Origin of the sequence: Mesobacillus campisalis, assembly GCF_000986785.1 — a bacterium.
Lineage (GTDB): Bacteria > Bacillota > Bacilli > Bacillales > Cytobacillaceae > Mesobacillus_B > Mesobacillus_B campisalis.
In genome coordinates, this window is record NZ_LAYY01000001.1 from 115,196 (window position 1) to 139,267 (window position 24,072).

General features: G+C 43.7%; 21 protein-coding genes. 1 reads left to right on the top strand and 20 read right to left on the bottom strand.

The window, feature by feature from the left end:
* Positions 1-15 precede the first annotated feature (15 nt).
* From WQ57_RS26045 to WQ57_RS00510, 5 genes are all read right to left on the bottom strand, one after another.
* Positions 16-546: a TRAP transporter large permease subunit gene (locus tag WQ57_RS26045; protein ID WP_052948593.1), complete on the bottom strand. Its 531-nt coding sequence runs from the start codon at positions 544-546 to the stop codon at positions 16-18.
* Positions 547-554: 8 nt separating this feature from the next.
* Positions 555-1,982, bottom strand: a complete 1,428-nt coding sequence (locus WQ57_RS00495; protein WP_052948594.1) for a TRAP transporter permease — start codon at positions 1,980-1,982, stop codon at positions 555-557.
* 23 nt (positions 1,983-2,005) lie between these two features.
* A complete protein-coding gene (locus tag WQ57_RS00500; RefSeq protein ID WP_046521754.1) occupies positions 2,006-3,004 on the bottom strand; it encodes a TAXI family TRAP transporter solute-binding subunit in 999 nt (332 codons plus the stop codon).
* Positions 3,005-3,391: 387 nt separating this feature from the next.
* Positions 3,392-4,078 (bottom strand): GntR family transcriptional regulator, encoded by a 687-nt coding sequence (locus WQ57_RS00505; RefSeq protein ID WP_052948595.1) that lies wholly within the window; start codon positions 4,076-4,078, stop codon positions 3,392-3,394.
* 361 nt (positions 4,079-4,439) lie between these two features.
* On the bottom strand, positions 4,440-6,362 hold the full coding sequence (locus WQ57_RS00510; RefSeq protein ID WP_046521755.1) for a right-handed parallel beta-helix repeat-containing protein: 1,923 nt from the start codon (positions 6,360-6,362) through the stop codon (positions 4,440-4,442).
* A 134-nt stretch (positions 6,363-6,496) separates the two neighbouring features.
* On the opposite strand from WQ57_RS00510, the gene WQ57_RS00515 reads away from it, so the two are divergent.
* The gene (locus WQ57_RS00515; protein WP_046521756.1) at positions 6,497-7,249 is read left to right on the top strand and encodes a helix-turn-helix transcriptional regulator; all 753 of its coding nucleotides are present in this window, start codon (positions 6,497-6,499) and stop codon (positions 7,247-7,249) included.
* Between the two features lie 298 nt (positions 7,250-7,547).
* On the opposite strand, the gene WQ57_RS00520 is transcribed toward WQ57_RS00515, so the two are convergent.
* The 15 genes from WQ57_RS00520 to WQ57_RS00590 form a co-directional block, all read right to left on the bottom strand.
* Positions 7,548-8,210 carry a hypothetical protein gene (locus WQ57_RS00520; protein ID WP_046521757.1) on the bottom strand — a complete coding sequence of 221 codons (663 nt, stop codon included), beginning with the start codon at positions 8,208-8,210 and terminating at the stop codon, positions 7,548-7,550.
* Positions 8,211-8,596: 386 nt separating this feature from the next.
* Positions 8,597-9,754, bottom strand: a complete 1,158-nt coding sequence (locus WQ57_RS00525; protein ID WP_046521758.1) for a UxaA family hydrolase — start codon at positions 9,752-9,754, stop codon at positions 8,597-8,599.
* On the bottom strand, positions 9,741-10,064 hold the full coding sequence (locus WQ57_RS00530) for a UxaA family hydrolase (RefSeq protein WP_046521759.1): 324 nt from the start codon (positions 10,062-10,064) through the stop codon (positions 9,741-9,743). Before WQ57_RS00530 ends, WQ57_RS00525 begins: the two co-directional genes overlap by 14 nt.
* 20 nt (positions 10,065-10,084) lie before the next feature.
* The gene (locus tag WQ57_RS00535; protein WP_046521760.1) at positions 10,085-11,209 is read right to left on the bottom strand and encodes a UxaA family hydrolase; all 1,125 of its coding nucleotides are present in this window, start codon (positions 11,207-11,209) and stop codon (positions 10,085-10,087) included.
* 45 nt (positions 11,210-11,254) lie between these two features.
* Entirely contained in the window at positions 11,255-12,385 is a 1,131-nt protein-coding gene (locus WQ57_RS00540) for a 2-keto-3-deoxygluconate permease (protein WP_046521761.1), read from the bottom strand.
* A 156-nt stretch (positions 12,386-12,541) separates the two neighbouring features.
* Complete coding sequence (locus tag WQ57_RS00545; protein WP_046521762.1) at positions 12,542-13,489, bottom strand: fumarylacetoacetate hydrolase family protein; 948 nt, start codon at positions 13,487-13,489, stop codon at positions 12,542-12,544.
* A 21-nt stretch (positions 13,490-13,510) separates the two neighbouring features.
* Positions 13,511-14,461 carry a U32 family peptidase gene (locus WQ57_RS00550; protein WP_046521763.1) on the bottom strand — a complete coding sequence of 317 codons (951 nt, stop codon included), beginning with the start codon at positions 14,459-14,461 and terminating at the stop codon, positions 13,511-13,513.
* A 73-nt stretch (positions 14,462-14,534) separates the two neighbouring features.
* Entirely contained in the window at positions 14,535-16,001 is a 1,467-nt protein-coding gene (gene gucD / locus WQ57_RS00555) for an alpha-ketoglutaric semialdehyde dehydrogenase GucD (RefSeq protein ID WP_046521764.1), read from the bottom strand.
* Positions 16,002-16,075: 74 nt separating this feature from the next.
* Positions 16,076-16,849: an IclR family transcriptional regulator gene (locus WQ57_RS00560; RefSeq protein ID WP_046521765.1), complete on the bottom strand. Its 774-nt coding sequence runs from the start codon at positions 16,847-16,849 to the stop codon at positions 16,076-16,078.
* 217 nt (positions 16,850-17,066) lie between these two features.
* The gene (locus tag WQ57_RS00565) at positions 17,067-18,371 is read right to left on the bottom strand and encodes an MFS transporter (RefSeq protein WP_046521766.1); all 1,305 of its coding nucleotides are present in this window, start codon (positions 18,369-18,371) and stop codon (positions 17,067-17,069) included.
* 38 nt (positions 18,372-18,409) lie between these two features.
* The gene (locus WQ57_RS00570; protein WP_046521767.1) at positions 18,410-20,032 is read right to left on the bottom strand and encodes a long-chain fatty acid--CoA ligase; all 1,623 of its coding nucleotides are present in this window, start codon (positions 20,030-20,032) and stop codon (positions 18,410-18,412) included.
* A 110-nt stretch (positions 20,033-20,142) separates the two neighbouring features.
* Positions 20,143-21,126: an ABC transporter ATP-binding protein gene (locus WQ57_RS00575; protein ID WP_173427519.1), complete on the bottom strand. Its 984-nt coding sequence runs from the start codon at positions 21,124-21,126 to the stop codon at positions 20,143-20,145.
* The gene (locus tag WQ57_RS00580; RefSeq protein WP_046521768.1) at positions 21,098-22,123 is read right to left on the bottom strand and encodes an ABC transporter ATP-binding protein; all 1,026 of its coding nucleotides are present in this window, start codon (positions 22,121-22,123) and stop codon (positions 21,098-21,100) included. The genes WQ57_RS00575 and WQ57_RS00580 overlap by 29 nt, the downstream gene beginning before the upstream one ends.
* Positions 22,124-22,142: 19 nt before the next feature.
* Positions 22,143-22,982, bottom strand: coding sequence for an ABC transporter permease (locus tag WQ57_RS00585; RefSeq protein WP_046521769.1), 840 nt, complete (start codon positions 22,980-22,982; stop codon positions 22,143-22,145).
* 15 nt (positions 22,983-22,997) lie between these two features.
* Positions 22,998-23,942 carry an ABC transporter permease gene (locus tag WQ57_RS00590; RefSeq protein ID WP_046521770.1) on the bottom strand — a complete coding sequence of 315 codons (945 nt, stop codon included), beginning with the start codon at positions 23,940-23,942 and terminating at the stop codon, positions 22,998-23,000.
* Between the last annotated feature and the right edge of the window lie 130 nt (positions 23,943-24,072).

The following is a 24,072-nucleotide window of genomic DNA, read 5'->3' on the forward strand; positions in this document are numbered from 1 at the left end:
AAGAGAACAAACAACTTAGGACTGATTTGTTTCTGTCTTAACAATTATGGATACACTTCCCTTTCTAGTGACCATATACATAACTAGAGCAATACCTACCCCGATAAAGTCACTAATTATTCCTGGGTACAAAGTTAATAATGACCCTGCAAACAAAATCAATCTGGTAAACAAATTGATATGGGCATTCCAATAGAATCCAATAATTGCAGCCGTTAATAAATACAAACCGACAATCGCTGTTATCACCGCTAAAGCGATATCAAGAGGCTTACCTTGTAATAAAAGTTCAGGTCCATAGGCAAACATAAATGGAATAATAAACCCTGCCAACCCTAACCTAAAGGCGACAAAACTGGTTTTCATCGGATGTGTTTTTGAGATACTGGCTGCCGCAAATGATGCCAGCGCAATCGGAGGGGTGATTGCGGCAACTACTCCATAGAAAAAGGCAAACATATGCGCCTGAAGTGCACTTAATCCCAATTCCTGCAAGGCAGGTGCTAAAATGACAGCAACCGTTACATAAACAGCTGTGGTTGGCAAACCGAATCCTAGAATGACAGCACCGAGATCATGACTAGAATAAGAGTTAACCAAAGCTGGCCTTGTGAAATGGTTGTGATTAGGTAGGCAAACTTTAATCCTACCCCCGAAATGTTCACCCCAGCAATAATCAGCCCCGCTGCTCCACAGGCTATGGCAATCGGGATTAAATCCCTGACTGCATCCTCCAATGCACTTAAAAACTTGACAGGTGATAACCTCGTTGATTTTCTAATCATCATTAACGGGACCAAGGCAATGATTGCAAGCAATGCAGATCGAACTGCACTAAAGCCCATGAACAAACTAATCAGGATAATGATGAGCGGAAGCAGCAGATATCCACGTTCCATTAATAGTGGCGCAGTTTTTGGGATCGATTCCTTTGCCAATGTTTTTAGCCCTAAACGTTTCGCTTCCAAATGAACAGAAAAATATAAAGCTAGATAATAAAGGAAAGCGGGAATAAGGGCATATAAAATTAATTCACCATATGGCATTTGCAGATTTTGCGCAAGGATAAAGGCTGCTGCCCCCATTACCGGAGGCATAATTTGTCCTCCAGTCGAAGCCACTGCCTCGACTGCACCCGCAAATTCTTTTTTATATCCAACTCTTTGCATCATCGGTATCGTGAAAGTACCCGTTCCAACCACATTAGCAACCGCACTTCCCGATATTGACCCCATAAAGCCGCTTGAAACAATTGCCGCTTTTGCTGGTCCCCCCACTTGCCTCCCTGTAAAGCTAATAGCCAGCTCGATAAAAAACTTGCCTGCACCAGAACGGATTAGAAAGGAAGCAAATATAAGGAAGGGGATGACATAAGTAAATACCGACATAATAGGCACACTATAAATTCCCTCATCACGCATCCATACAAAGTCGATTATTTCGGACAGCCTCATCGGTGGTCCAAAAAATATCCAAGGCATTTTGTCACTAATCAATAATTGTCCGATAAAGAATCCCGCCAGGATCACAAGCAGCCATCCTACCGTCCTTCGCGTTGCTTCCAATAGCAACAGTACATAAATCGTCCCAAGAATGACATCAAGATCTGTAGGTGAGCCTTGCCTGCGGGCAAATTGATCAAATTCAAGAATGACATATGATTGAATCACGGCCACCATTATTATAAGAAGTGTATCAATGACACCTGTAATATTTCTTAATGATGGCCGCATTTTCTTGAACATTGGAAAAAGCATGAAAGTCAGTATTAAGATGATCGATAGAATCAAAGAGCGATAATACAAGTAACTTGGCTGACCGTATGCTGATGCATATAACACCAACAGTGCAACAAACAAGGCTAATGAGGAAGCAGTGATTTTTTTAATGAGTCCCATATTAAACGATGTTTGACTTATCGCTTCTTCTAACTGGCTTTCTTTAATGACCTCATCCTGGAAGAGACTATTTGAGTTAGCCATTTGGTGTTCATCTCCTTTGTTAGCTATTCAACCTTCATTCCTTTTTCCTCATAATACTTTTTCGCACCGGGGTGAACTGGAATACTAATACCTTCCACTGCATTTTCAAGTTTCATCCATTCTTTATCTGAAGGCGATGCTTCATGTACCTTTTCGACATTTTCCCAAATGGCTTTTACAATATTATAAATTTGCTCATCAGGCACATCTTTATGTGTAACTACCGCTGCGTAAGTTCCAACCGTTTGAAGATCCTTATCCAGACTTTTATAAGTATCTTTTGGAATTGTAAATTTACTATAAACAGGGTATTTTTCCAAAAACTCATCTATGATTTTTTCGTCAATTTCTAAAAACCGAACACCAGGGTTGTTATCAATCTCCATGAATGGACCGTATGGCCATAAACCTTGTCCAAGGTAAACATCGATATTCCCATCAACCAGACTTTGCGGTCCTTCTGTCAATCCTAAATAGCTGATTTGGCCGCCATTTGCCTTTATATCTTCCAATGTGAAGCCATAAACTTCAAAAAGTCGTTCTGCAACTGTATTGGCAAGGTATCCTTCTGGGGCCATCCCAATTCTCTTATCCTTTAGATCCTCAATTGATTTAATCTCACTATCTTTTTTCACTGCAAGGTGTAACCCAACAGGGGTAGTCGTAAATAAATGACGTAATTCTGTAAATTCCTTTTCAAATGGAGACTCCCCCCGATAGGCTGCTCCTGCACTAGCCGTTTGTGTGTATCCCATTTCAGCGTCACCATCACCGACTGTTTTGGCGTTTGCCTCACCGCCTCCTGGACTTACTCTGACTGACGCATTTTCCAGATTTTCAGAAATAATCAGTTCCATTGCCGTTGCTGGAGGATACCAAGCTCCTCCTGGTGTACTGGCAACAAATCGGACAAAACTTGGTTCTGCCTTGGCTTCCCCCGCTGCAGAAGATGAATCTTTTCCACAAGCTGAAATAACGGTCAGAAGTAGTAATAAAACCATATAACCTAGTAGTTTTTTCATTTTTACCCCTCCAAATAATAGAGTCCAATATTTCATTCCGAAACTTCAAATAAGCGTAGAAATAAAAGAATGCTTTGTTGTTTCTGCAATTCCCCCTCCGCTAAAGCGCTTTCAAATGGTTGTATTATACTTCCAGCAAACCTAATTACCCCAGATTACTAGTGATCAAAATGGTGATGTGGAGATGGGGTCCTGTGTAATAGAATAAATGTGTAATTGTATACAATTATTACAATTTCATTCTATTTCAAATGATTTTTAGTGTCAATAAAATTATTTGAAATTTATAAAAATTTAAAATCCATTGGTGAATTTATCTATTCAAGACAAACAATGCTAAAATACAAATACCACTACAACTAACTTTCCTTTATAGTGGTATTTCTGTTATTCTCCATATTCACTTATATAATTTGGTATCGAGTCAAGTGCCGCGCCTAAACTGTTTTTAACATGCAGCTTCATTAATTCTTCCGCTTTCCCAGAATTCCGCTCGACAATGGCTTCCGTTAATTGCTTATGCTCATGGGCAGCTTCCTTGCTTCTTGTTGTACTGTCTTTAGGTCCAAGTCTGCGGTACCGTGAAATTTTATCATTCATATTCTTCAGTATTTTAACTGCCGTGTAATTTCCACTAAGTTGATATAAGAATGAGTGAATTTCACCACCGTAATTTACGACGTCGTCCCTCCAATCATTCTCGGCTGCTTCCACGATCAAGTTCGTAAACATTTGCAGCTTTTGAAGATCGCTATCGGTTGCCCTAATGGCCGCTTCTCTTGCTACCAACCCTTCTAGCAGACCTCTAACTTCATAAATCTCCTTTGCTTCCTGAATAGAGATTGGTGCAACTTTTAATCGGCCATTTGGCAGCCTGATGATAAGCTCTTCTATTTCTAATCTTTGCATTGCTTCTCTGATCGGTGTTCTGCTAATTCCTAGTTCTGAAGCTATTTTTATTTCATTAATCGATTGTGAGGGCTTTAAAACATTCTCAATAACCTGTTTCTTAATCTCGTAATAAACAAAGTCCTTTGTGGATAATCGGCGGTTATCCATAGGAGATGAGTCCATAGCTATACCTCCCCTCATTCTTTTCCAAATAGTGAAGTTGTTTTCCAATTATACAATAAACGAAACTGGTAGTTTTGGAAAGCCATGTATATTAATTGTTAAGTAAAACCATTAATGTATAATTGTATACATAATTATTATATTCATCTAACTAATTTCTGTCAATGTTATAATCTGAATTTTATGAAAACTATCGGTTCTAATTGTGTCAAAATTAAGAGGCGTTTACGCCCAGCCTAACTTAATGAGGACGGGTCCAGACTCGCTCCCGCTTTTCACAGCTCGGCTGTCCGAACCCGTCCTCCGGGTATTTATTTAAAGCTCCACTTGCCGTTCTATTGCTTGTTTTACCGACTTACATTTATCCCCAAACCTTCACAAGATTTTTTCCTTTTTGCAGCTGAGCGATCGGACCCAGTACACTTGTTTCTTCTCGTTGGGTTCCTAATAGGTCGGTATCGACTCTTACTTCGCTTCCATCCGGATTTTCAAACTCTGCGTCAACGATGCGTACTCTCTCCAACGTTGCTGTCGATTGGATTTCCCCAAGCAGCTGACCGAATTCTTCCGGCAATTCTACGGAAAGGTATACTTCCTCCCCTTCTTCGATTATCTGCAGCCCGGGGTTGAAGCTATTCATGACAAGGTTTTCCTGTTCCCTTTCGAATGGTTCCGCTCCATTGAAATAGGCATTACGGTTAATGTAAACAGGCTGCTCGACCTTATTGAAGGATTGATGATCTCCATCTTCCTGGTGGACGGTCTCAATATATTCCTCAAGCGACGTGGGGTAGCCATTGAAATGCGAAGTTCCCACACCTTCAAAGCCTTCGTCCCCTATGAAAATATTATTGTAAAAGCGATCGTCTCCCCCATAGGTTGCAGCAAAACCGGCTACTTCCGTGCTGTGCGGAACATGATATGGCGTGGCACGGTCAAGCATTTTGCGGTGAACCATTTTTCCGCGCATCAGGTTGTTTACATAGGCTCCGCCCTGCGCATGGTTATCAAGGGCATAATCGGCAGTAAAGATGTTGTTGTCAACCAGGTACGGACCGCTGCTCACCTCAACAAACAAATCGCGATTATTCCGATAGAACAGATTCCGGCTCACCCTTGTGCCCTGTGTCTGCCAGTCCAGCCAGGTTCCCAATGAGCAGTCGTGAATGCGATTGTCATGGATTTGCACATCGATGGCAGCATGCAGTTTGATTCCGGCGATTTCATGGCCGTAAAACTCCCGCTTTAAAGCAATATTGTAGATGTGGTTATTGTAGATTTCACTGAACACACAGCCCAGATGGCCGACAATTCCATTTTGCCCGCAATCATAGATGGTGTTGTTGCGGATGATATGGGAGCCGATTCTTTCCTTGCTCCAGCCTGCCTGTCTGGCAAGGAATACGGATTCCAATTGATATTGATAGCCTGGTTTGTCTTTCCGTATTGTCCGGTAGTTATGGCCTGTTGAAGCTTCTTTCCCAATGGAAATGGCACTGCATTTCGCATCGTGGATGATATTATCTTCAATAATCCAGCCTTTGGCCCAGTTTGGCCCGATCAATCCTGGCTGATCGGCGGTTGGCGGTGTCCAAGGAGTTGCCGCTTGGGCCATTTCAAAGCCCTTCACGGTAATATAGTTAATGCCTGTAACCTCTGGATAAAAACAGGATCTGCGCACATTGATTTCAACTAATTCTTCATTTGGATTTGCATCATGGAAATTAGCATAAATCGTTGTCGTCTTGTCATCCACTTCGGCAAACCAGACATATTGGGTCTGGTCCGGGTTATGGACTGGAACAGTCTTTTGTGTCCAGTGGTCCATTACTTCCGTCTGGATTTGCGGTTTTTTTACTTGCTCGAGGGTTTCTCCTTCATAAAAGGACATCCCGTTTAAATAGACATCCCCAAGATGCCTGCCGGGGTTGTACACTACCCAGTCCCCGAAAATTTCTTCTATGTATGGATTGTAGTCTCCAAAGAACTCGTTTGGCAGGACAACTTTCCAAACACTTCCCTCTACCGGCTGCCATTCCTGAATGCGCTCGGAGCCTTTAATGACTACCTTTTCGCCTTCAGCGGCCTGATAGGTGATCCTTCTGTATTCGCTTAAACCTGAATTCTTTGGTTTTACCCATTCCCGATATTCACCTTCGTGAACCACTATTGAATCTCCTGCTGCGGCAACAGAAGCTGCTTTGTTGATTGTTAAGAATGGATCCTGCTCTGTCCCTTTGTTCAAATCAGAACCGCTTTTTGCCACATGATATTGAATAGCCATATTATGTCCTCCTTCAAGTCAGTTACAAAAACCTATCTTTATTATAGAAAGAAGAAATACAGGGTTTCTATTCATGGTATAGTATAGTTTGGGACAAAATTCGTGTTTATGTTTTCTTGTAAGGGGGAGTATGTGTGGTTTTCTTTGAGCAGCATGGCATGGAGGAAAAAGAGTCGTTCCAATTTTTCACCTTGAAAAATTTCACTTTTCCGCTCCATTTTCACCGGGCTTACGAACTGATCATCGTGAATGAAGGGTCTTTGCAGGTAAGTATTGACCAAAAAGAGTATATGCTTACAAAGAATGATGCTGCTTTTGTGTTCAGCAATCAGATGCATGATTTTAAAACGGCGAATACGTCAGAGATTACAATCATCCTCTTTTCGCCTGAATTAATTGGTGACTTCTTTATGAATTACAAAGGATATATTCCGGAAAATAACGTTTTTCATTTAACACATCTACCGGATTTGGAAACGTTGCATTCGATTTATCGCCAGAAGAGCTTCCTTTATGAGATTTGCAGTCTTTTAGTGGAAAATACCGCGTTCAATCGGATCGAGCATTCAACAAAAACGAAAGTGCTGCATAAAATCCTTCTTTATGTGGACCAAAAATATACCGAAGAATGTACCCTGAAACAGGTAGCAAAAGAGCTGCAGTATGATTATGCGTATTTGTCCAAGCTGTTTGTCCAAATGACAAACATGACCTTCACCGACTACCTGAACCATTATCGAATTTTCCAGGCTTGCTATCTGTTAAAAAACAGCCAGCAAAGCATTAGTGAGATTGCGGTAAACTGTGGGTACAATAATTTACGCTCTTTCAATCGGAATTTCAGGAATATCATGGGGGATTCGCCTAAGGGGTATAGACAGAGGTAGGTTGGGCTGGGACCTGGTTGAGAAGCCATTGATAGTAACCCCTAGTTGAGGAGCCAGCGGTAGTGGATAGAAATTTGGCTGGTTTCTAGTCGTGTAGCCTGCGGGAGTAAATAAGCGGAGTTTTTCCGTTTATATGCAAAATTGGGCCTTTTTCGGGGGTAAATAGGGGGAGTTTTTCCGATTAAGCAAAGAAAAATCACCCATTTTCGCGTTTTTCTAGTCGATAGACGGAATCTCTCCGTCTATTTAAGCTATTTTTCGGGCTAATTACCGAATAAGAGGAATTCCTCCGTCTATTTCAGACTGGGTGCTTAACCTGATCTCCCAACCGATAAGAGCGGACCCTCACGTTCCCAGATGCGGGAATCAGCATCTTTTTAATAACTAGTTGAGAAAGGATTTTTTTGACCGTCTTATCGCTCCGCTTTAAATATTTCTCGACTTCTATAGGGGATATGGCTTCCCCTTTTCGAATTGCTAGCCGAAGCACTTCCTTTTCAACCAAGGACAGAGTGGTCTGGTCCAGTTCATCCCCCAGCCATCGGCCAATCACTTGCTGAACAATTTGCTGGCATCGGCGGGGCTTCTCTTCAACTTGGTCATAAGAAAAACGAATCACGGTCCACCCGTCAATCACCAACTGATTTTGCCGTTCCAGGCTATCGGAAAATTGCCATCGGCTTATGTTCTTTAAGTGAGGGCCGTATCCGTCGATCTCAAAGCAAATTCGGATACCAGGACGAATATAAGCAAAATCCAAATACCTTTTCCCATCCTTGAAATCATTGACTTCATATTCTGGATGCAAATACCGAAAATGGTGAAACAAAGGCCACCACACTTGTTTCAAGAACAACATTTCAGCATGATTGTGCCCTTCTTGTAAGCGCCGTAACCGTTCACCCACTCTTGCCTGTGAATGAGCTTCCATAAATGCAAGGTAATCTTCTTCGAACCCCATAACATCTTGCCTCCTATCTTCTAATGAAATGTCCTTATAAAAAACTATTAAAGCTAATAAAGAATTTATTTATAGAACACCAGGACAAGAAATCTCAATAAATTATCGTATGAACATAGAAAGATTTTTAAAATTAAAGGGTATTAAAAGAGTGGAAAAAACAGGTGGTTAAATTGGAGAATTTTAAGGGTTGCAGAGAAGCTAAAATAAAAAGAAAAAACGAAGGTAGAACTATTTTTAGTTTAATAGATTTGTTAATTAAGTCAAACTATTTTAATCACATCCAAGTCGTACAAAAGCTAGTATGATATAGAGCAAATTAACATTACCAGGAAAAAATCAAAAATGGCAGGCCCAAAGCCTGCCACTTTTCCTTGAAACCGATTTTAAATCGTCTCTGCCAATCTCCAAATTGCGAATTCCTGGTTTTTATGTTTTTCTGCGGCGGTAAACGAGCCGTTGGCTGTCTGCATGATGGTGTCATAGATTTCCTGTCCGACTTCGTCAATGGTGCTGATGCCTTCAATGATTTTTCCGGCGTTGACATCGATATGCTCGGACATGATTTCATAGAGCTTGGGGTTGGTTCCGATTTTGATGACTGGAACGATTGGAGACCCGGTAGGCGAGCCTTTGCCTGTGGAGAACAGCACAATTTGCGCGCCTCCTGCCGCAAGTCCCGCTACGGATTCTACATCATACCCTGGCGTATCCATAAACACGAAGCCTTTTTCCGTTGGCTTCTCGGCATAGGATAATACCTCCATTAAAGGAGAGTTTCCTCCTTTTTTGATGCACCCAAGCGATTTTTCCTCGAGGGTCGTCAGCCCGCCAGCCATATTTCCTGGTGTGGGGTTTGCGGACCTGATGTCTTCCCCGGTGTCTTTGATCCTTTCCTCATAGTCCTTGACTATTTTTAGAAATTGTTCGCTTACCTTTGAGTTGACCGCCCGTTTCGCTAGAATATGCTCCGCCCCGATGGCCTCGGTTGTCTCAGCCAAAATAGACGTGCCCCCGTCCCGGACAATCAAATCGGAGCAGGCCCCGATCGATGGATTGGCGGTTATACCGGACCATGCGTCAGAACCCCCGCATTCCAGCCCAATGATTAATTCTGTCACGTCCGCTGTTTCGGTCTGCTGACTGCGGCATCGTTCCAAAGCCTTTTCCAGCCAAAGCTTGCCTTCCTTAAGAACATCGGAAATCGCCTTTTTATCTTTAAAGGTTATGGCATGAACATAATGACCTTCCGCGGCCAGCTCGCTGGCAATTTCCTCGGCCCGGTCACCCTGGCCCATTCCCAGGAAGAGGGCAGCACTGACATTTGGATGTCCTGCTGTCCCTTTAAGGGTCCGGACGGTCTGTTCCAGGTCTTCGGGATACTGGGCTTTTCCAGCCTGATGTGCGACAGGAATGACGCCTGGAACCAACTGAGCCAATTTCTTTGTAAGTCCGGCCAATTCGCCTACCGTATTGATGACAATCACATGGTTCCGGACACCAATTGTTCCGTTAGGCCGACGGTAACCCTTAAAGGTTTTCATGAAACTGCACCTCCCTCAGAGCATCCAGGCGCTCTTCTTCCTTTAGTCCGCGTACATTGATCACATGAACATGGTACCCTGGCATAATGTCTTCGGTGGAAATGCCCATGCATTCACCGTATTTGATAATTTTACTGTCCGTTTCAATAGGCTCTAAGGCAATTTTATGCCCATACGGAATGTTTTCCATCACCTGGATTGCCCTGTCATTTCCCTGGATGGAAAGATATTCGCCTGGATGCAGGCTTCTAAGGGCAACAGCCACGTTATCTTCAGGATTTAATATCAATGCGTTAAATAGTTGGCTCATCGCGTTTCCTCCATTCGGGTTTAGAATGTCGTTCCTACATGCGGAATCGAGAATTCCCCCAACTCCATCTTCTCAAGGTTCGTCTGCTTTCCTGAACAGATTTCAATCAGGGAGGCTACAAGATCCTCTGCCTGAGATTGAACTTCTTTCGCTGAAACTTTATAATCAACCAATTCTTCGAAAGGATCATTTGGATTTTCCGGCACAACCGTCATGCACGGCAAGGCCAGCGACCCTGTCAGGACTCCTCTCCCGCTCACGACCATCGCTATATTACATCCGCTTGATGCCATATTGGAAAGGGCCTCCACAATATTGCCCGGCACCGTGATCAGGTGAAGCCCCGCCTCTGAAGGAGTTTGGCTATATCCAAGCAAACTTTTAATCGGGGATGTTCCGGTCATTTTAGCCTCAAGCTCAGCAAAGGCTTTTTCTTCTTCGGAAAACCCGCTTCCGAGGCTTGTAGGGTTATTGATGTTTTTCCAGCGTTTGCGCTTTAATGTTTCTGAAGCAGTCAGCAGCTTCTCTTTAACAGATGCGTTATCGGAACGTTCTGACAATAATTTGCCTGCTGGTTCCAATGTTTGCGAATAGCCCATCATGACAGTGGCGCCGTTTTCTATTAAAATATCAACCGCCCCACCAATGACTGGGGCTGCAGATTGCAGTGAGGCTTCGTCCAGGTCGACGGTCAGGATCCCGACGGTCAGGCTAGAGACCGGAACACGTTCCCGCTTTTCGCTTGCTGCCTCCCTGGCCCATTGTTCAACAATTCCCACACCTTTATCAATGGTATTCGTTCCTCCGGCCATTTGCTGGATTCCAATCCCCTGCACCGGCTTTGTTTCGGGAATGCTTTCAAGCAGCCCGCTTACCTGGTTGGTTTCGCAACCCAGGCCCACAATTAGTGCAGAATGCAGATTGGGATTGGACGCGATTCCCACAAGCATGTTTTTCGTGAGTTTAAAATCATCCCCCAGCTGGGCACAGCCATTTCCATGGACAAAAGGAACGGTACCTGGTACTTTTTCGGTAATATCCTTGGCAACCACACTTGAACAGACAACAGAACAAACTACCCCGACATGGTTCCTTGTTCCAGCCGAACCATCTTCCCTTACATATCCTTCAAAAGATAATCCCAACGGTAAACTCCCCTTTCTATATATAGCGGTCAATGTACTAGTTTATCATATACTGGCGTCTTCAATAGCACCTGAGCTCTTTCCGGACGGCTTTTCGTCAAAAAATTCTATCTTTCCGTCAATTCCCCTTTTCTTTTGATATTTGTCCGCCAGAATTACCGCAATCGGAACCAAAAATGCTGTGCTGATCGTTGCTATGGAGATTTGCGCAGAAGCAACAGCCACAAGCCCTTGGTACACTTCCGCTTCAGCATCCGTCATCAAGCCTGATCCAGCCGCCACAGTTGCCGCAGCCGCAATCGCTGCAGGTGTGGCCACTGCATTACCCGCAGTTGATGCCTCCGCCCATGGCGCGATAAAGCTTTTTTCGCGGAAAAGCTTGAATGCGAGCACCATAGCCCCTCCGGAAAACAAAACAGTCATAAGTGCAAGGACAAGTCCAGCTCCGACGACTTCTGGGTTAAAGAAATTGCCCAGATTCATGCCTGCACCTAACGCAAAAGCGAAGAAAGGGATGACAAGTGTTTCTCCGGCCGCTAAAAAGCTGCGAATCTCGTTATCCAGATTTCCTAAGATCATTCCAATTAAAATTGGCAATAAAACAGCAATAAAAGCAATTAATGGGAAGTTTGCTCCCATCATTCCAAGAGCCATCAAGGTGAAAAACGGGCCATCATTTAGGGAGAGTACGGCTGTTGCGCCAACATCCGAACGGTTTCCGTACTGCCCAGTCAAAGCGGCATACATGCCTCCGTTTCCATTGGTCATTGCTGCAATAATAGCCATTGTCGATAAGCCAAGGAACCCGTTTACCGGATCGGAGAGCATTCCCCAAATCATCCCGACAGCAAAACCAGCCAAGTATTTGGAAGTCGTTAAAAGGACCCCCTTTTTCAATGCCCTTCCGCCTACCCTTAAATTCATCTGGCTTCCAGCACAAAATAGGAATAATGCACATAAAGTCAAAGCGCCGTCCTTAAACAACGCTTGGGTAAAGCCTCCAATTTTCAGGAACTCGTAGTGCCCGTCAGCTGTAGGTGCGACACCCAGGCTCTTCAGGATATCCATTATAAAAGGAAGGTGAAGCTGGTCAATGGTATTTAATAAGGCCCCTGCCAATAAAGGGATCACCATAAGACCGCCAGGAACTTTATCAATGGACTGTTTTATCTTCAAATTCTCCACTCTCCTCATTTGACTTAGTCTAGAAACAAACCGATTGAAACCGTTTACAAAATAACCGGACGGAAGGAGGTTTCCTTGGAAACCTGCAAAATCCGGTTGTTTTTTGGTTAACAGAAGGAGTTAAAAACAAGGATGTGAAGGTATCTCTTACAGGCTGGCAGCCGATTCTTTTCGGCCGCCCTTGTTTTTTGAAGTGGCTTTTTTTACAGGGTTGGTCAAAGTTCCTATCTTTTCAATGGATACGCTTAAGTTGTCACCGTCTTTCAGCCAAACCTGGGGATCTCTTCCCATGCCTACACCAGGAGGAGTGCCTGTCGCAATGATATCTCCCGGTCTTAGAGTCATCGATTGTGAGAGATAGGAAACAATCTGGGAGACGTTGAAAATCAGGTTTTCAGTATTGGACTCCTGCATGATTTGCCCGTTCAAAGTCAATGAAATATCAAGGCGATGGGGGTCACCCACTTCATCTTTGGTTACGATGACAGGTCCTATTGGCGCAAAGGTGTCGGCTGATTTTCCGCGCGACCATTGCCCGTCGGCAAACTGCTGGTCTCTTGCACTAATGTCATTCATGATGGTATAGCCGAAAATATACTCTTCCGCTTCTTCTTCTGACACATGCTTTGCTTCCTTCCCGATTACAATGGCGAGTTCCGCTTCATAGTCAACCTGGTTGGAGTTGACTGGAATTTCAATCGCTGCCTTTTCACCGATGATCGCGTTCGCATATTTTGAGAAGATAACTGGAGAAGATGGAGGCTCCAATCCTGTTTCCTTGCAATGGTCCAAATAATTCAGTCCGACGCAGATGAGCTTTTCCGGGTTTGAAACAGGAGGCAGAATCTCCACTTGCGAAACCGGCAGTGAATAATTCGCACCGCTTCCATCGTTAGCAAATTTTATAAGTTCTTCGATATAAGGCAGGATCGCATCACTTTGCTCAATGAGCTGTTTCAAATCAGAGGGGAGACTGCTCCCGGAGGAATGATGCTTCTTATATTCTCTTTCCACTGCATGCAAATTTACGATAAGGTCCTCGCTTAAAATACCAAGTTGAATGTCCTTTCCCATTCTAAATGCCATCAATTTCATATTGTTCTCCACTCCTTTTCTTTAGCTGGTAGTTGTTATCTCATTTACCTTAGGAATTCCGAGGCCTTTGGCTCCGAGTTTAGATGTCTTTGCTTCAGGATAGTAACGTTTAATCATTTGAATGCCAATGGCAGCCCTGCGGACACGCTCGCGGACCAGTGCGATATTTGTGCTTTCCCATTGCTTCCCGGAAGGATAGACATCCGGATGGTTGCGCAGGCCAAATTTAATATATACTGGAGCAAGCACACGAATGATTTCAGGTATTTCATAATAACGAAGGAATCCACCCAGGTTATCGGGCACTTCAACGTACAGGTCGATCGGAATATCAATAGCCTGGCGGATGGAAGCAAGCTTTGAAAGGGTCAAAGCGGTTGGAACGTTATAGGTCCCAGCACCAAGATCCTGCATCAATCGGACTGAAACCGGATTCGCAGAACCCATTTGCACGGAAACCTTTACAACAAAGTCTTCCGGAAGCTGTCCATGCTTTTTCATTTCTTTTGTCAGCAGCAGCAGTCCTTCATCGGCCACCAATGCCCCTCTCAAACCTAATTGGGCACCCCTTTTCAAATCTTCCATCGCATAAACAAGCTGGTCGGCACCTTCATGGCGAAGGGCAATCGACTGTCCCCCGCTGGTCAGCGGCTGGGCACTGATATCCCAAGTCCCGCGCGGCCCGACAAATAAACTGAGCTCCATCCCTCTTTCTGCCGTAAGCCTGCACATCTCCAGAATCTCTTCATCCGTCTGAAGCATGATTCCGCTCCCTTGCGAAACACGGTGAATGGTGAGCCCGTACCGGTCAATTTCCTCCAGGGTTTCTTTCAGTGCGGCTGGTCCTTCCACACTCGGCAGTTCAATCCGGTATTGGGCACCGTCCGGAAATGTTTTCGTGGAAGTTGGTAGCTGTGATAAATCAGTTGATGGGTAACCTAGTCTCTCCAGCAATTCTCTTGATTCTTTCATGAATTACACCCTTCTTTCAACTCGGATTTTTGGTAGGGTCCGGGGAAACCAGACCCAGCAAAACGGATTTATTTTATGCCTTAATAAAAACGGTTTTAATCGCAGTGAAAAACTCTTTCGCTGCTTCTCCCTGCTCCCGGGAGCCTGTGCTGGAAGCTTTCATTCCGCCAAATGGAGCCTGCAGCTCTACTCCCGCACTTTCAGCATTGACACGTACCAGTCCGGCATCGATTTCATCCACAAATTCAAGCAGAGCTCCGATATTGCTTGTGAAAATGGAGGCACTCAACCCATACTTGGTGTTATTGGCCATTTCAATTGCATTCTCCAGATTGGCTGCCTTGATCAATCCGATGACCGGACCGAAAATTTCCTCCTGGGCAATAGCCATATCAGGTTTTACATCATCAAAGATAGCTGGAGATATGTAAAAGCCCCGGTCAAATTCTTCTCCTTTTAAAGGTTCTCCTCCCAGGATAAGAACGGCTCCTTCTTCCTTCCCCTTCTTAATATAGCTTTGTACTGTTTTAAATTGGCTTTCACTGGCACAAGGCCCCATCCAGATTCCTTCCGCAAGGCCGTCGCCAACGGTAATTTTCTTTGTGGCTTCAACAAGTTTTTCCTTAAAATCTTCATAGACCTCGGATTCTACTATTACCCGGCTGGTTGCGGTACATTTTTGGCCAGTGGAACGAAAAGCCCCGCTGATGACTGCTTCGACTGCCTTATCCAGTTCAGCATCCCTTGCAACGATGACAGGGTTCTTTCCTCCCATCTCCAATTGATACTTAATCCCCTTGGATGCCGCCGCTTTTGCCACACCTTCCCCGACTGTCTCGGAACCAGTGAATGTAATCGCATTCAATAAAGGGTGTTCTATCAGTGCCTGTCCAATAACCGAACCTGATCCTGTTATAAAATTCACGACACCATCCGGGAATCCGGCCTTCTCAAAGCACTCAACCACTTTCGCAGCGGTAACAGCTGCCTCGGAAGCTGGTTTCAGGACAACTGTATTTCCATAGACAAGGGCAGGGGCTACCTTCCAGATCGGGATGGCGACAGGAAAATTCCATGGAGTAATGACACCGACGACCCCTAATGGCGAACGCTTGGTAAGCATAAGTGCATCTTTATCGGAGGATGGAATTACGTCGCCTTCCTTTCTCATCCCTTCTCCCGCATAGTAGCGTAATATAGCTACACCCCGTGCTGTTTCCCCCTTCGCCTCCGGAAGGGTTTTTCCCATTTCCCTGGTCATCGTTTCAGCTATAACATCAAGGTTCTCTTCAAGAATATTTGCTGCCTTGAAAAGGAGTTGTCCCCTTGCCGATTGGCCCATTTTCCTCCAGGTTTTTTTCGCTTGATGGGCCGCCTGGACAGCTTTATCCAGATCTGATTTGGTGGAATTTTGGACGTACCCCACAATCTCGGATTTATTGGCAGGATTGATGCTTTTGATTGTTTCTTTTGTCTCTGATTCAACCCACTCATTGTTAATAAAATTTTTGTGCGTTTTCGTTTCAACTGCTGTTTGCATGTACGCCACTCCTTTTTAGAGATTTTTATCCAGAATCAACCGGCTGGAAGAACCCAGCTCAATCAAGTTTCACTTTATGCTCTGTTTAAGCTGCTGGTATGGCCGGCGAATTGGGACAGCCTGTTTGCAAGGCTGATGATTTCTTCCCTTGCCAGGTCCTGTTTTGCGTCCCAGCTGTTTGTCATCATCGTGAAACTGACACCGGCAATAATCTTATTTTCATAGTTATAGACGGGTGCGGCTACACAATGAAATCCCAAAGAGGCTTCTTCATTTTCAATGGCATAGCCATTCTCTTTGGCAATTCTTACGTTTTCATATAACTCCTCAATGGTTGAAATCGTGTAAGGTGTTTTCTTCTCCAATTCTTTAGGGAAAATCCCTTTAAGTTCCTCTTTGTCATATTGTGTGAGCTGGATTTTTCCAATAGCCGAAGCATTGGCAGGGAACCGCATTCCTGGATCCGTTATTAACCTCACTCGTGAAGCCCCTTCCACTTTTCCCAAATATACTACATTTCCTTCTTCCAAAATCCCCAATTGAATATGTTCATTGATTACTGAGACGGATAAGGAAGCTTCCTTATAGAATGATTGCAGGATGTTAAATTGCCTGAAATAGGCTGCGCTAACCGCACCTAGAGCTGGTCCAAGCGTGTATGTATCCCCGTCCTCCTTAACAATCCATTTAAGGATTTCCATGGTATTTAACAAGGAATATAAGGAGCTTTTATTAATCCCCAGCTTTTTGGATAAATCGATCAACCGCATTTGATTGGGATACTCACCAATTTCCCGTAAGATGTTATCTGCTTTCTCCAGGGCGGGTACCCAATACTTTTCTTTCACTTGAGCTGCCTCCTTTTTGTTGGTTTACTATAATAAACCAGGTTTTACATTTAAAACCTTAAATATAGTTTAACATACTAATATGAATTTTCAAATATTTTTTTAAAAACAAAAACCATATCTCTGCCTTAAGTGAATAAAGGAAGGGATATGGTTTTTTTCTGTTTTATCTGCGTACAACAGCTTCCCACGCGATAAGGAGTGCCCCAAAAAGTCTTTAAATCACATGATTAGTATCTTCATAAATTTCTTGTTTATTATCCTTTAATTCTTGTATATAAGCAGGAATATATGCGAGGGCCCCTAGTAATCCAGTACCTACAAGGAAGAGAAACCCGCTTGTAAAAGAACCTGTTGCATCTACGATAAAGCCGATAACTAACGGGACAATAGCAGCCCAAATATATCCCACTCCGTTGAATACTCCGCCAGCTGCAGCAATATTCCAACTATTTGCTATCCTTTGAAGTGCAGAATGCCCTACAAATGCACCAATATACACGATTCCTGTTGCAAAAGAAAGTAACGTAATGATGAGAGTGCTATTTTGAAATAATGTCACGACATACATTAAAGCAGAGGCTATCGTAAGAGCAGCAATTAATAACCAATTTCGATTTTTTAAACGGTCTGCCAGCGGACTTACCGTCAGCATAAGAATAACGCTACATACCCATGGCAATGCGGACATGAAGCTACTTTGGATAAAGCTAATATTTAATTCCCTTGTTAAATAGGTTGGAAGCCAGGCAACGAGCCCCCAGATAAACCCATTCCCAAGACAGTTCCCCGCAACTAAAAACCAGTAATCATGGCGCTTCCAAACGGAAGGTTTATTTTCAACCTGGGCATTGTCCTTTACACCTAATCCCTCACCAATATGCTGTAATTCCGATTTACTTATAGACGGATGGTCAGAAGGCTTATCATACACATAGCGAAAAATAAAGAAAAGCGGAATAATCAAGCCGAGTATTCCAAAGACAAAGAAATTGGCCCGCCACCCTAGAGAAGCTGTCATTTGCCCCAATAATGGGAGTGTAATGACGGGAGCCAACGTTAGCCCTACAAGCCAGATCGCATTAGCGAAGTTGCGTTCTGACGAAGGAAACCATCGCATAACTAGCCTATCTGTGGTAGGAGTAAGCGGAGATTCAGCAAAGCCTAAAATAGCTCGAAAAACAAGCATAAGGAAAAACGCTGAAGTAAATCCCATGAGAATCATAATGACAGCCCAGGAAATACAGGCACTGATAAGGATAACACGGGCCCCCAGCTTATCTGAAATTGCGCCCGTAACAAAGTTTGCCAGGCCATAAGGAAGTAGGAAAAACGTCATCAACAAGCCTTGGGCAGCGAAATCACCAGTAATGCCCAATGCATCGGTAAAAGGTTTATCCGCTAAAAGGATGGTAATATTGGATCTGTCGACATAGGCAACTAAATACAAAATAAGCAGAGAAAAAGCAACACCATATCTTTTTTTGGTTTTTGCGGCTTCCGCAACTGATGCTGATACCATTTTTAAAAATCCCCTTCAATCATTGTTTAGTAATCAAATCATCTTAATTCAACGGATCGGTCTTGGAGCTGGTCGCGCAATTCACGTTTTAAAAATTTGCCGACAGATGTTTTCGGGAGTTCTTCCATAAAAATGACATCATCCGGAAGCCACCAATTTGCAAACTGCGGTGCCAAAAAGTCGAGTAAATCATCTTTTGTCACTTTATCTTTAGCATCCTCTTTTAAAACGACAGCAGCAACTGGACGTTCTTGCCATCGGGGATGTGGAACAGCAATAACGGCAGCTTCAAAAACCGCTTCATGAGCCATAAGCGCGTTTTCAAGATCAACGGAAGAAATCCACTCTCCTCCACTTTTCACTAAGTCCTTCGTCCGGTCGACAAGCTTAATGGTTCCCTCCTCATCAATTGTTGCGATATCACCTGTATGTAGCCAGCCTTCCTTAACCGCCTCAGCTGTTTTTTCAGGCTCTTTGTAATAACTGTCAGCAATCCATGGACCGCGAAGGAGCAATTCTCCCATTTCTTTGCCGTCCCACTTCACTTCCCCTTGGTGATTGACGATTTTTGCTTCCAATCCTGGAACGAGTAAGCCTTGTTTTGAACGAATTTCGAGCTTTTCTTCATAGGACAAATCTTGTTGATAGCTTTTTAGTCGGGATACCGTTGCTACTGGACTCGTTTCCGTCATGCCATATGCATGAATGAACGGAATGTTGTATTTTTCTTCATACTTGCGAATCAGACCTTTCGGAGCTGCTGATCCACCACATACGATTGCACGCAAACTTTGTGTGTCATAATTTCCTGATTCGAGTTCATTTAGCAGACCAAGCCAAATCGTCGGCACTCCTGCCGTTATTGTCACTCGTTCATTATCAATCAATTCGGCAAGTACCTTCGGTGTAAAATGGGGACCGGGAAGCACTTGTGTTGTTCCAAACCAAGCGGCGGAAAATGGCAGACCCCACGCATTGACATGAAACATTGGAACGACGGGCATCGCAACGTCAGATTCAGACAATGCCAATGTGTCTGCCAAACCAACTGTCATACTATGAAGAACAATGCTGCGATGCGTGTAAAGAACGCCTTTCGGGTTCCCTGTCGTTGCTGATGTGTAACACATTCCTGCAGATTCGTTCTCATCTATGTCTGTCGGATATTCGTAGTTTTCATTTCCTTCAGAAACAAGTGTTTCATAGTGGTATGCAGGTTCAAGTGTCGTTTCAGGCAGTTGATTCCTGTCGGTTAAAATAACGAACGCCTTCACTGAAGGTATATCGTCTTTAATCTTTTCAATTAGCGTGACAAGTCCTTCATCAATCAGCAACACTTTGTCTTCCGCATTTTGTATAATGTAAGTTAAATGTTCTAGTGAAAGCCTGATATTGATCGTATGCAAAACAGCACCCATACCCGGAATCGCAAAATAGGCTTCCAAATGGCGATGGTCATTCCATGCCAGAGTTCCAACCCTGTCCCCGCGCTTGACTCCGAGCTTCTCGAGCGCACTTGATAAACGTCTCGTCCGCTTTCCGATTTCAGCATAGGATAGGCGCCTAATTCCCGAGTGTGTTCTTGATACAACATGTTTTTTCGGAAAATACCTCTCCGCTCTTTCCAACAGTGAAAATACTGTTAATTGTGTGTTCATCATTGAAAATTCCCCCCATTCATTTTTATAGATTTCAATAAGGGTACGGTCAAATTGGTCTCTATGTGTATGAACTCATTAAAATATATAAGACAAATTTCTTCTTTTTCACCTTAATTCGCTACTTTTTCCTCGAATAATAAACACGCTGTCAGGCTTTGTTCAGAAGTAGGCAGCAGATTCGGATCGATACTCTTACATTGCTCCATCGCAACTGGACAGCGCGTATGGAAACTGCATCCCGCAGGAGGATTCGCAGGGCTGGGCAAGTCGCCTTTTAAAATAATCCGTTCTCGGTTTCGCATTTTCGGATTTGGGTGAGGAACGGCTGACAACAATGCTTTTGTGTACGGATGACGCGGATTCGCAAACAGCTCTTCCTTATTGGTGTATTCTATAATTTTGCCGAGGTACATGACCGCAATTTTATCGCTGATATGTTTAACGGCTTGAATGCCATGGGCAATAAAGAGATAAGATAAGCCCATATCCTCTTGAATTTCCTTTAATAGATTTAAGATTTGCGCTTGAATGGATACATCAAGGGCTGAGACTGGTTCATCACACACAATTAGTTTAGGCTGTAAAGCCAGTGCCCTGGCTATGCCAAGCCTTTGTCTTTGCCCTCCTGAGAATTCAAGCGGATATCGGCTGCCATGATAGGAAGCGAGGCCAACTCTCTCCAGTAGTTCGTCGACCCTTTTCCTTCGTTCTTTTGCTGTACCTACTTTATGCAGGACTAGCGGTTCTGCAATAATATCAGCCACCGTCATTCTCGGATTGAGTGACGAATACGGGTCTTGAAAAATCATTTGTAAGTTCTTTCCTAAAGTTTTTTTAGCTTTGTACTCTCTTAATTTTTTTCCTTCAAAGTAAATTTCACCACCCGTCGGATTGGTAAGTCCTACGACCATTCTTCCAGTCGTCGATTTCCCGCAGCCTGATTCACCAACTAAACCAACCGTTTCTCCAGGATATATGTCAAGGCTCACACCATCAACGGCTTTTACAAACTGATCTTTTTTCCCAAAAAGTCCGCTCCCAACAGGAAAGTGTTTTTTAATTTCTTTAAGAGAAACTAGTGGCTGCTGTTTCATAATGTCCTCTCTCTCCTTCCTTTTCAAGCGGATACCAACAAGATACCCGGTTCCCTGACGGATGTTTGAGCAATGTCGGTGCATTTTGGCTGCATTTTTCAGTTGCATAGCTGCAACGTGTCACAAAATTACAACCTTTTGGCAACTCAAGTGGGTTTGGCACAACACCAGGGATTGCATCTAATTTTTCTTTCGTTGGTCCGTACAACTCAGGCACACTAGCCATTAATCCTCTTGTGTACGGGTGAAGAGGGTTTTCGAAGATATCCTCTACCGTGCCTTCTTCGACAATTTTTCCGCAATACATGACTAAGACGCGATCAGCTGTTTCAGCTACAACACCAAGGTCATGCGTAATTAGGAGAATCGCGATGCCGCTTTCTTTCTGTAGTTTGTGCAATAGGTTCAAAATTTGCGCTTGGATTGTCACATCAAGTGCCGTTGTCGGTTCATCGGCAATAATGAGCTTTGGATCACAAGCAAGTGCCATCGCAATCATCACTCTTTGCCTCATTCCACCTGACAATTGATGAGGATAGTCATTGAGGCGCCGCTTCGCATCGGGAATACCTACTTTATTTAATAATTCGAGTGCCGTTACTAAGGCGTCTTTATATTTCACTTTTTTATGCAAAACGATTGATTCGGCAATTTGCCTTCCAATGGGATGGACAGGATTGAGTGAGAACATAGGGTCCTGGAAAATCATAGCAATATTATTGCCGCGAATTTTCCTCATTTCCTTTTCTTTTAATTTCAATAAATCTTTATCATTGAAGAAAATACTGCTTTCAGGCCTATATTGAATCGCACTTGCGTTAAGACCCATTATGGAGAGGGAGGTAACGCTTTTTCCACTTCCCGATTCGCCCACTAATGCGACAATTTCACCTTTATTGATAGAGAATGAAACATCATTAACAGGTTTTATTTGGCCTTTCGGCGTCGGAATGAATGTCTCGAGATTTTTCACCTCAAGCAATAGTTCTTCTTTCATACTATGCGTCCCTCCTTTATCAAGCTTTTTTATACTTTGGGTCAAGCGCTGCCCGGAGACCATCTCCGAGAAAGTTGCCAGCCAGTACTGTCAGTATAATGGCGAGTCCAGGGTAAACAATCATCCACGCATTCATATTGATCATGCTGTAAGCTTGTTGAATCATATTTCCCCAACTAATTTGCGGAGACTGCGCGCCCATTCCAAGGAAGCTAAGAGAGGCTTCAACTAGAATCGCAAAGCTTAAATTAAATGAAGCTTGTACAACAATTGGCGGAGCAATATTCGGGATAATATGCTTCAGCATAATCCACCCCGCGCCCGCACCTGAGATTTTCGCTGCTTCAACATAAGGCTCTGAACGTACTTGCAATGTTTGTCCCCTTGCGAGCCTTGCAAATTGAGGCGTGAAAACGATTCCGATTGCAATCATGGCGTTCCATAAACTAATGCCTAGCGCACCCGTAATTCCTAGCGCGAGCAAAATTGCAGGAATCGCAATAATACCGTCAACAATACGCATGAAAATATCATCAACAACTCCGCCTAAATAACCTGACAAAATTCCCATCGGAACACCGATGCAAAGCGGAATTAAAATGGCAAACAAACCTGCCTGGATTGCCGCCTTCGTTCCCATTAACAATCGGCTAAAAATATCACGGCCAAGTTCATCAGTGCCTAACCAGTGCTGTGCACTCGGGCTAAGCATGACCTTCATTAAGTCCTGTTTCAACGGGTCGTAAGGAACGATGAAAGGGGCAATTATCGAAAGAATGACGAGCACCATCAAAAATATAAAGCTAAAAAATGCAAGCCGTTCTGCCATTAAACGCTTAAAAACAGTTCCAAAACTCATATTCCCTGCCCCTTTCTAGTACTCGATCCGTGGATCTAGGATGGCATACACGATATCGGTAATAAAGTTAATGATGATAACCAAGACAATCATAACGAGTACGACACCTTGCAGCATCGTAAAGTCACGCTGCAAAATGGAATTTACTGCAAGCTGCCCCATGCCTGGTATTGCAAAAACCGTTTCTATAACAACAGTAGCACCTAATAAATTCCCGAACAAAATACCGATTGTCGTCACAACTGGCAACATTGCGTTTTGCAGTCCATGATTAAAAATCGCTCTCCAACGTTTTACACCTTTAGAATAGGCAGTTCGCACGTAGTCAGCATTCATCACTTCCATTAATGATGAGCGTAAATGTCTTGTGATTTGTGCTGTTCCCATCGCACCAAGCGAAATAGCGGGCAGCAAAATCCCTTTAAGGAAATCAACGGGGTTATCATTGATACTCGTAAATCCAGTCGCTGGCACCCAGCCAAGCTTCAAGCTAAAGAATAAGACGAGCAGCATCGCAAGCCAAAAGTTCGGAATTGCCGTGCCAAGCGTTCCAAAAAAGCGGGCAACATAGTCCATCCAGCTATTCGGATAATATATGGATGTAATGGCGAAAAACATGCCACCGACAACGGAAATGACCATCGCAGCAACAACCAATTGAAATGTAACGGTTAAGCGGCTGAACACCGCTTCTTCGACCAATTGGCCCGTAAAGATGGAACGACCTAAATCCCCTTGCAGGGCATTTTTCAGCCAATCGAAATACTGCATAATAATCGGTTGATCAAGGCCCAGTTGCTGTCGCAATTGAGCCACTTTTTCAGGAGTGGCATTTTCACCAAGCAATGCCAAGACAGGATCGCCTGGAATGAGTAAAATAAAAGAGAAAACGATGAGGGTTGTAATGAACAGCAGCGGGATCACATATAATAAGCGGCGTGCAAGATATTTTAAAAACATCCATACCCTCTCCTTCCGTTTAAATAGAAAGTGATATCATTTTTCTAATTAGTGGAGTAGGTAAGGTGAGTCGCTACTCCACTATTAATTTCGAATTTTTTGATATTTTATCAACGGGGCCCTTCGGAAT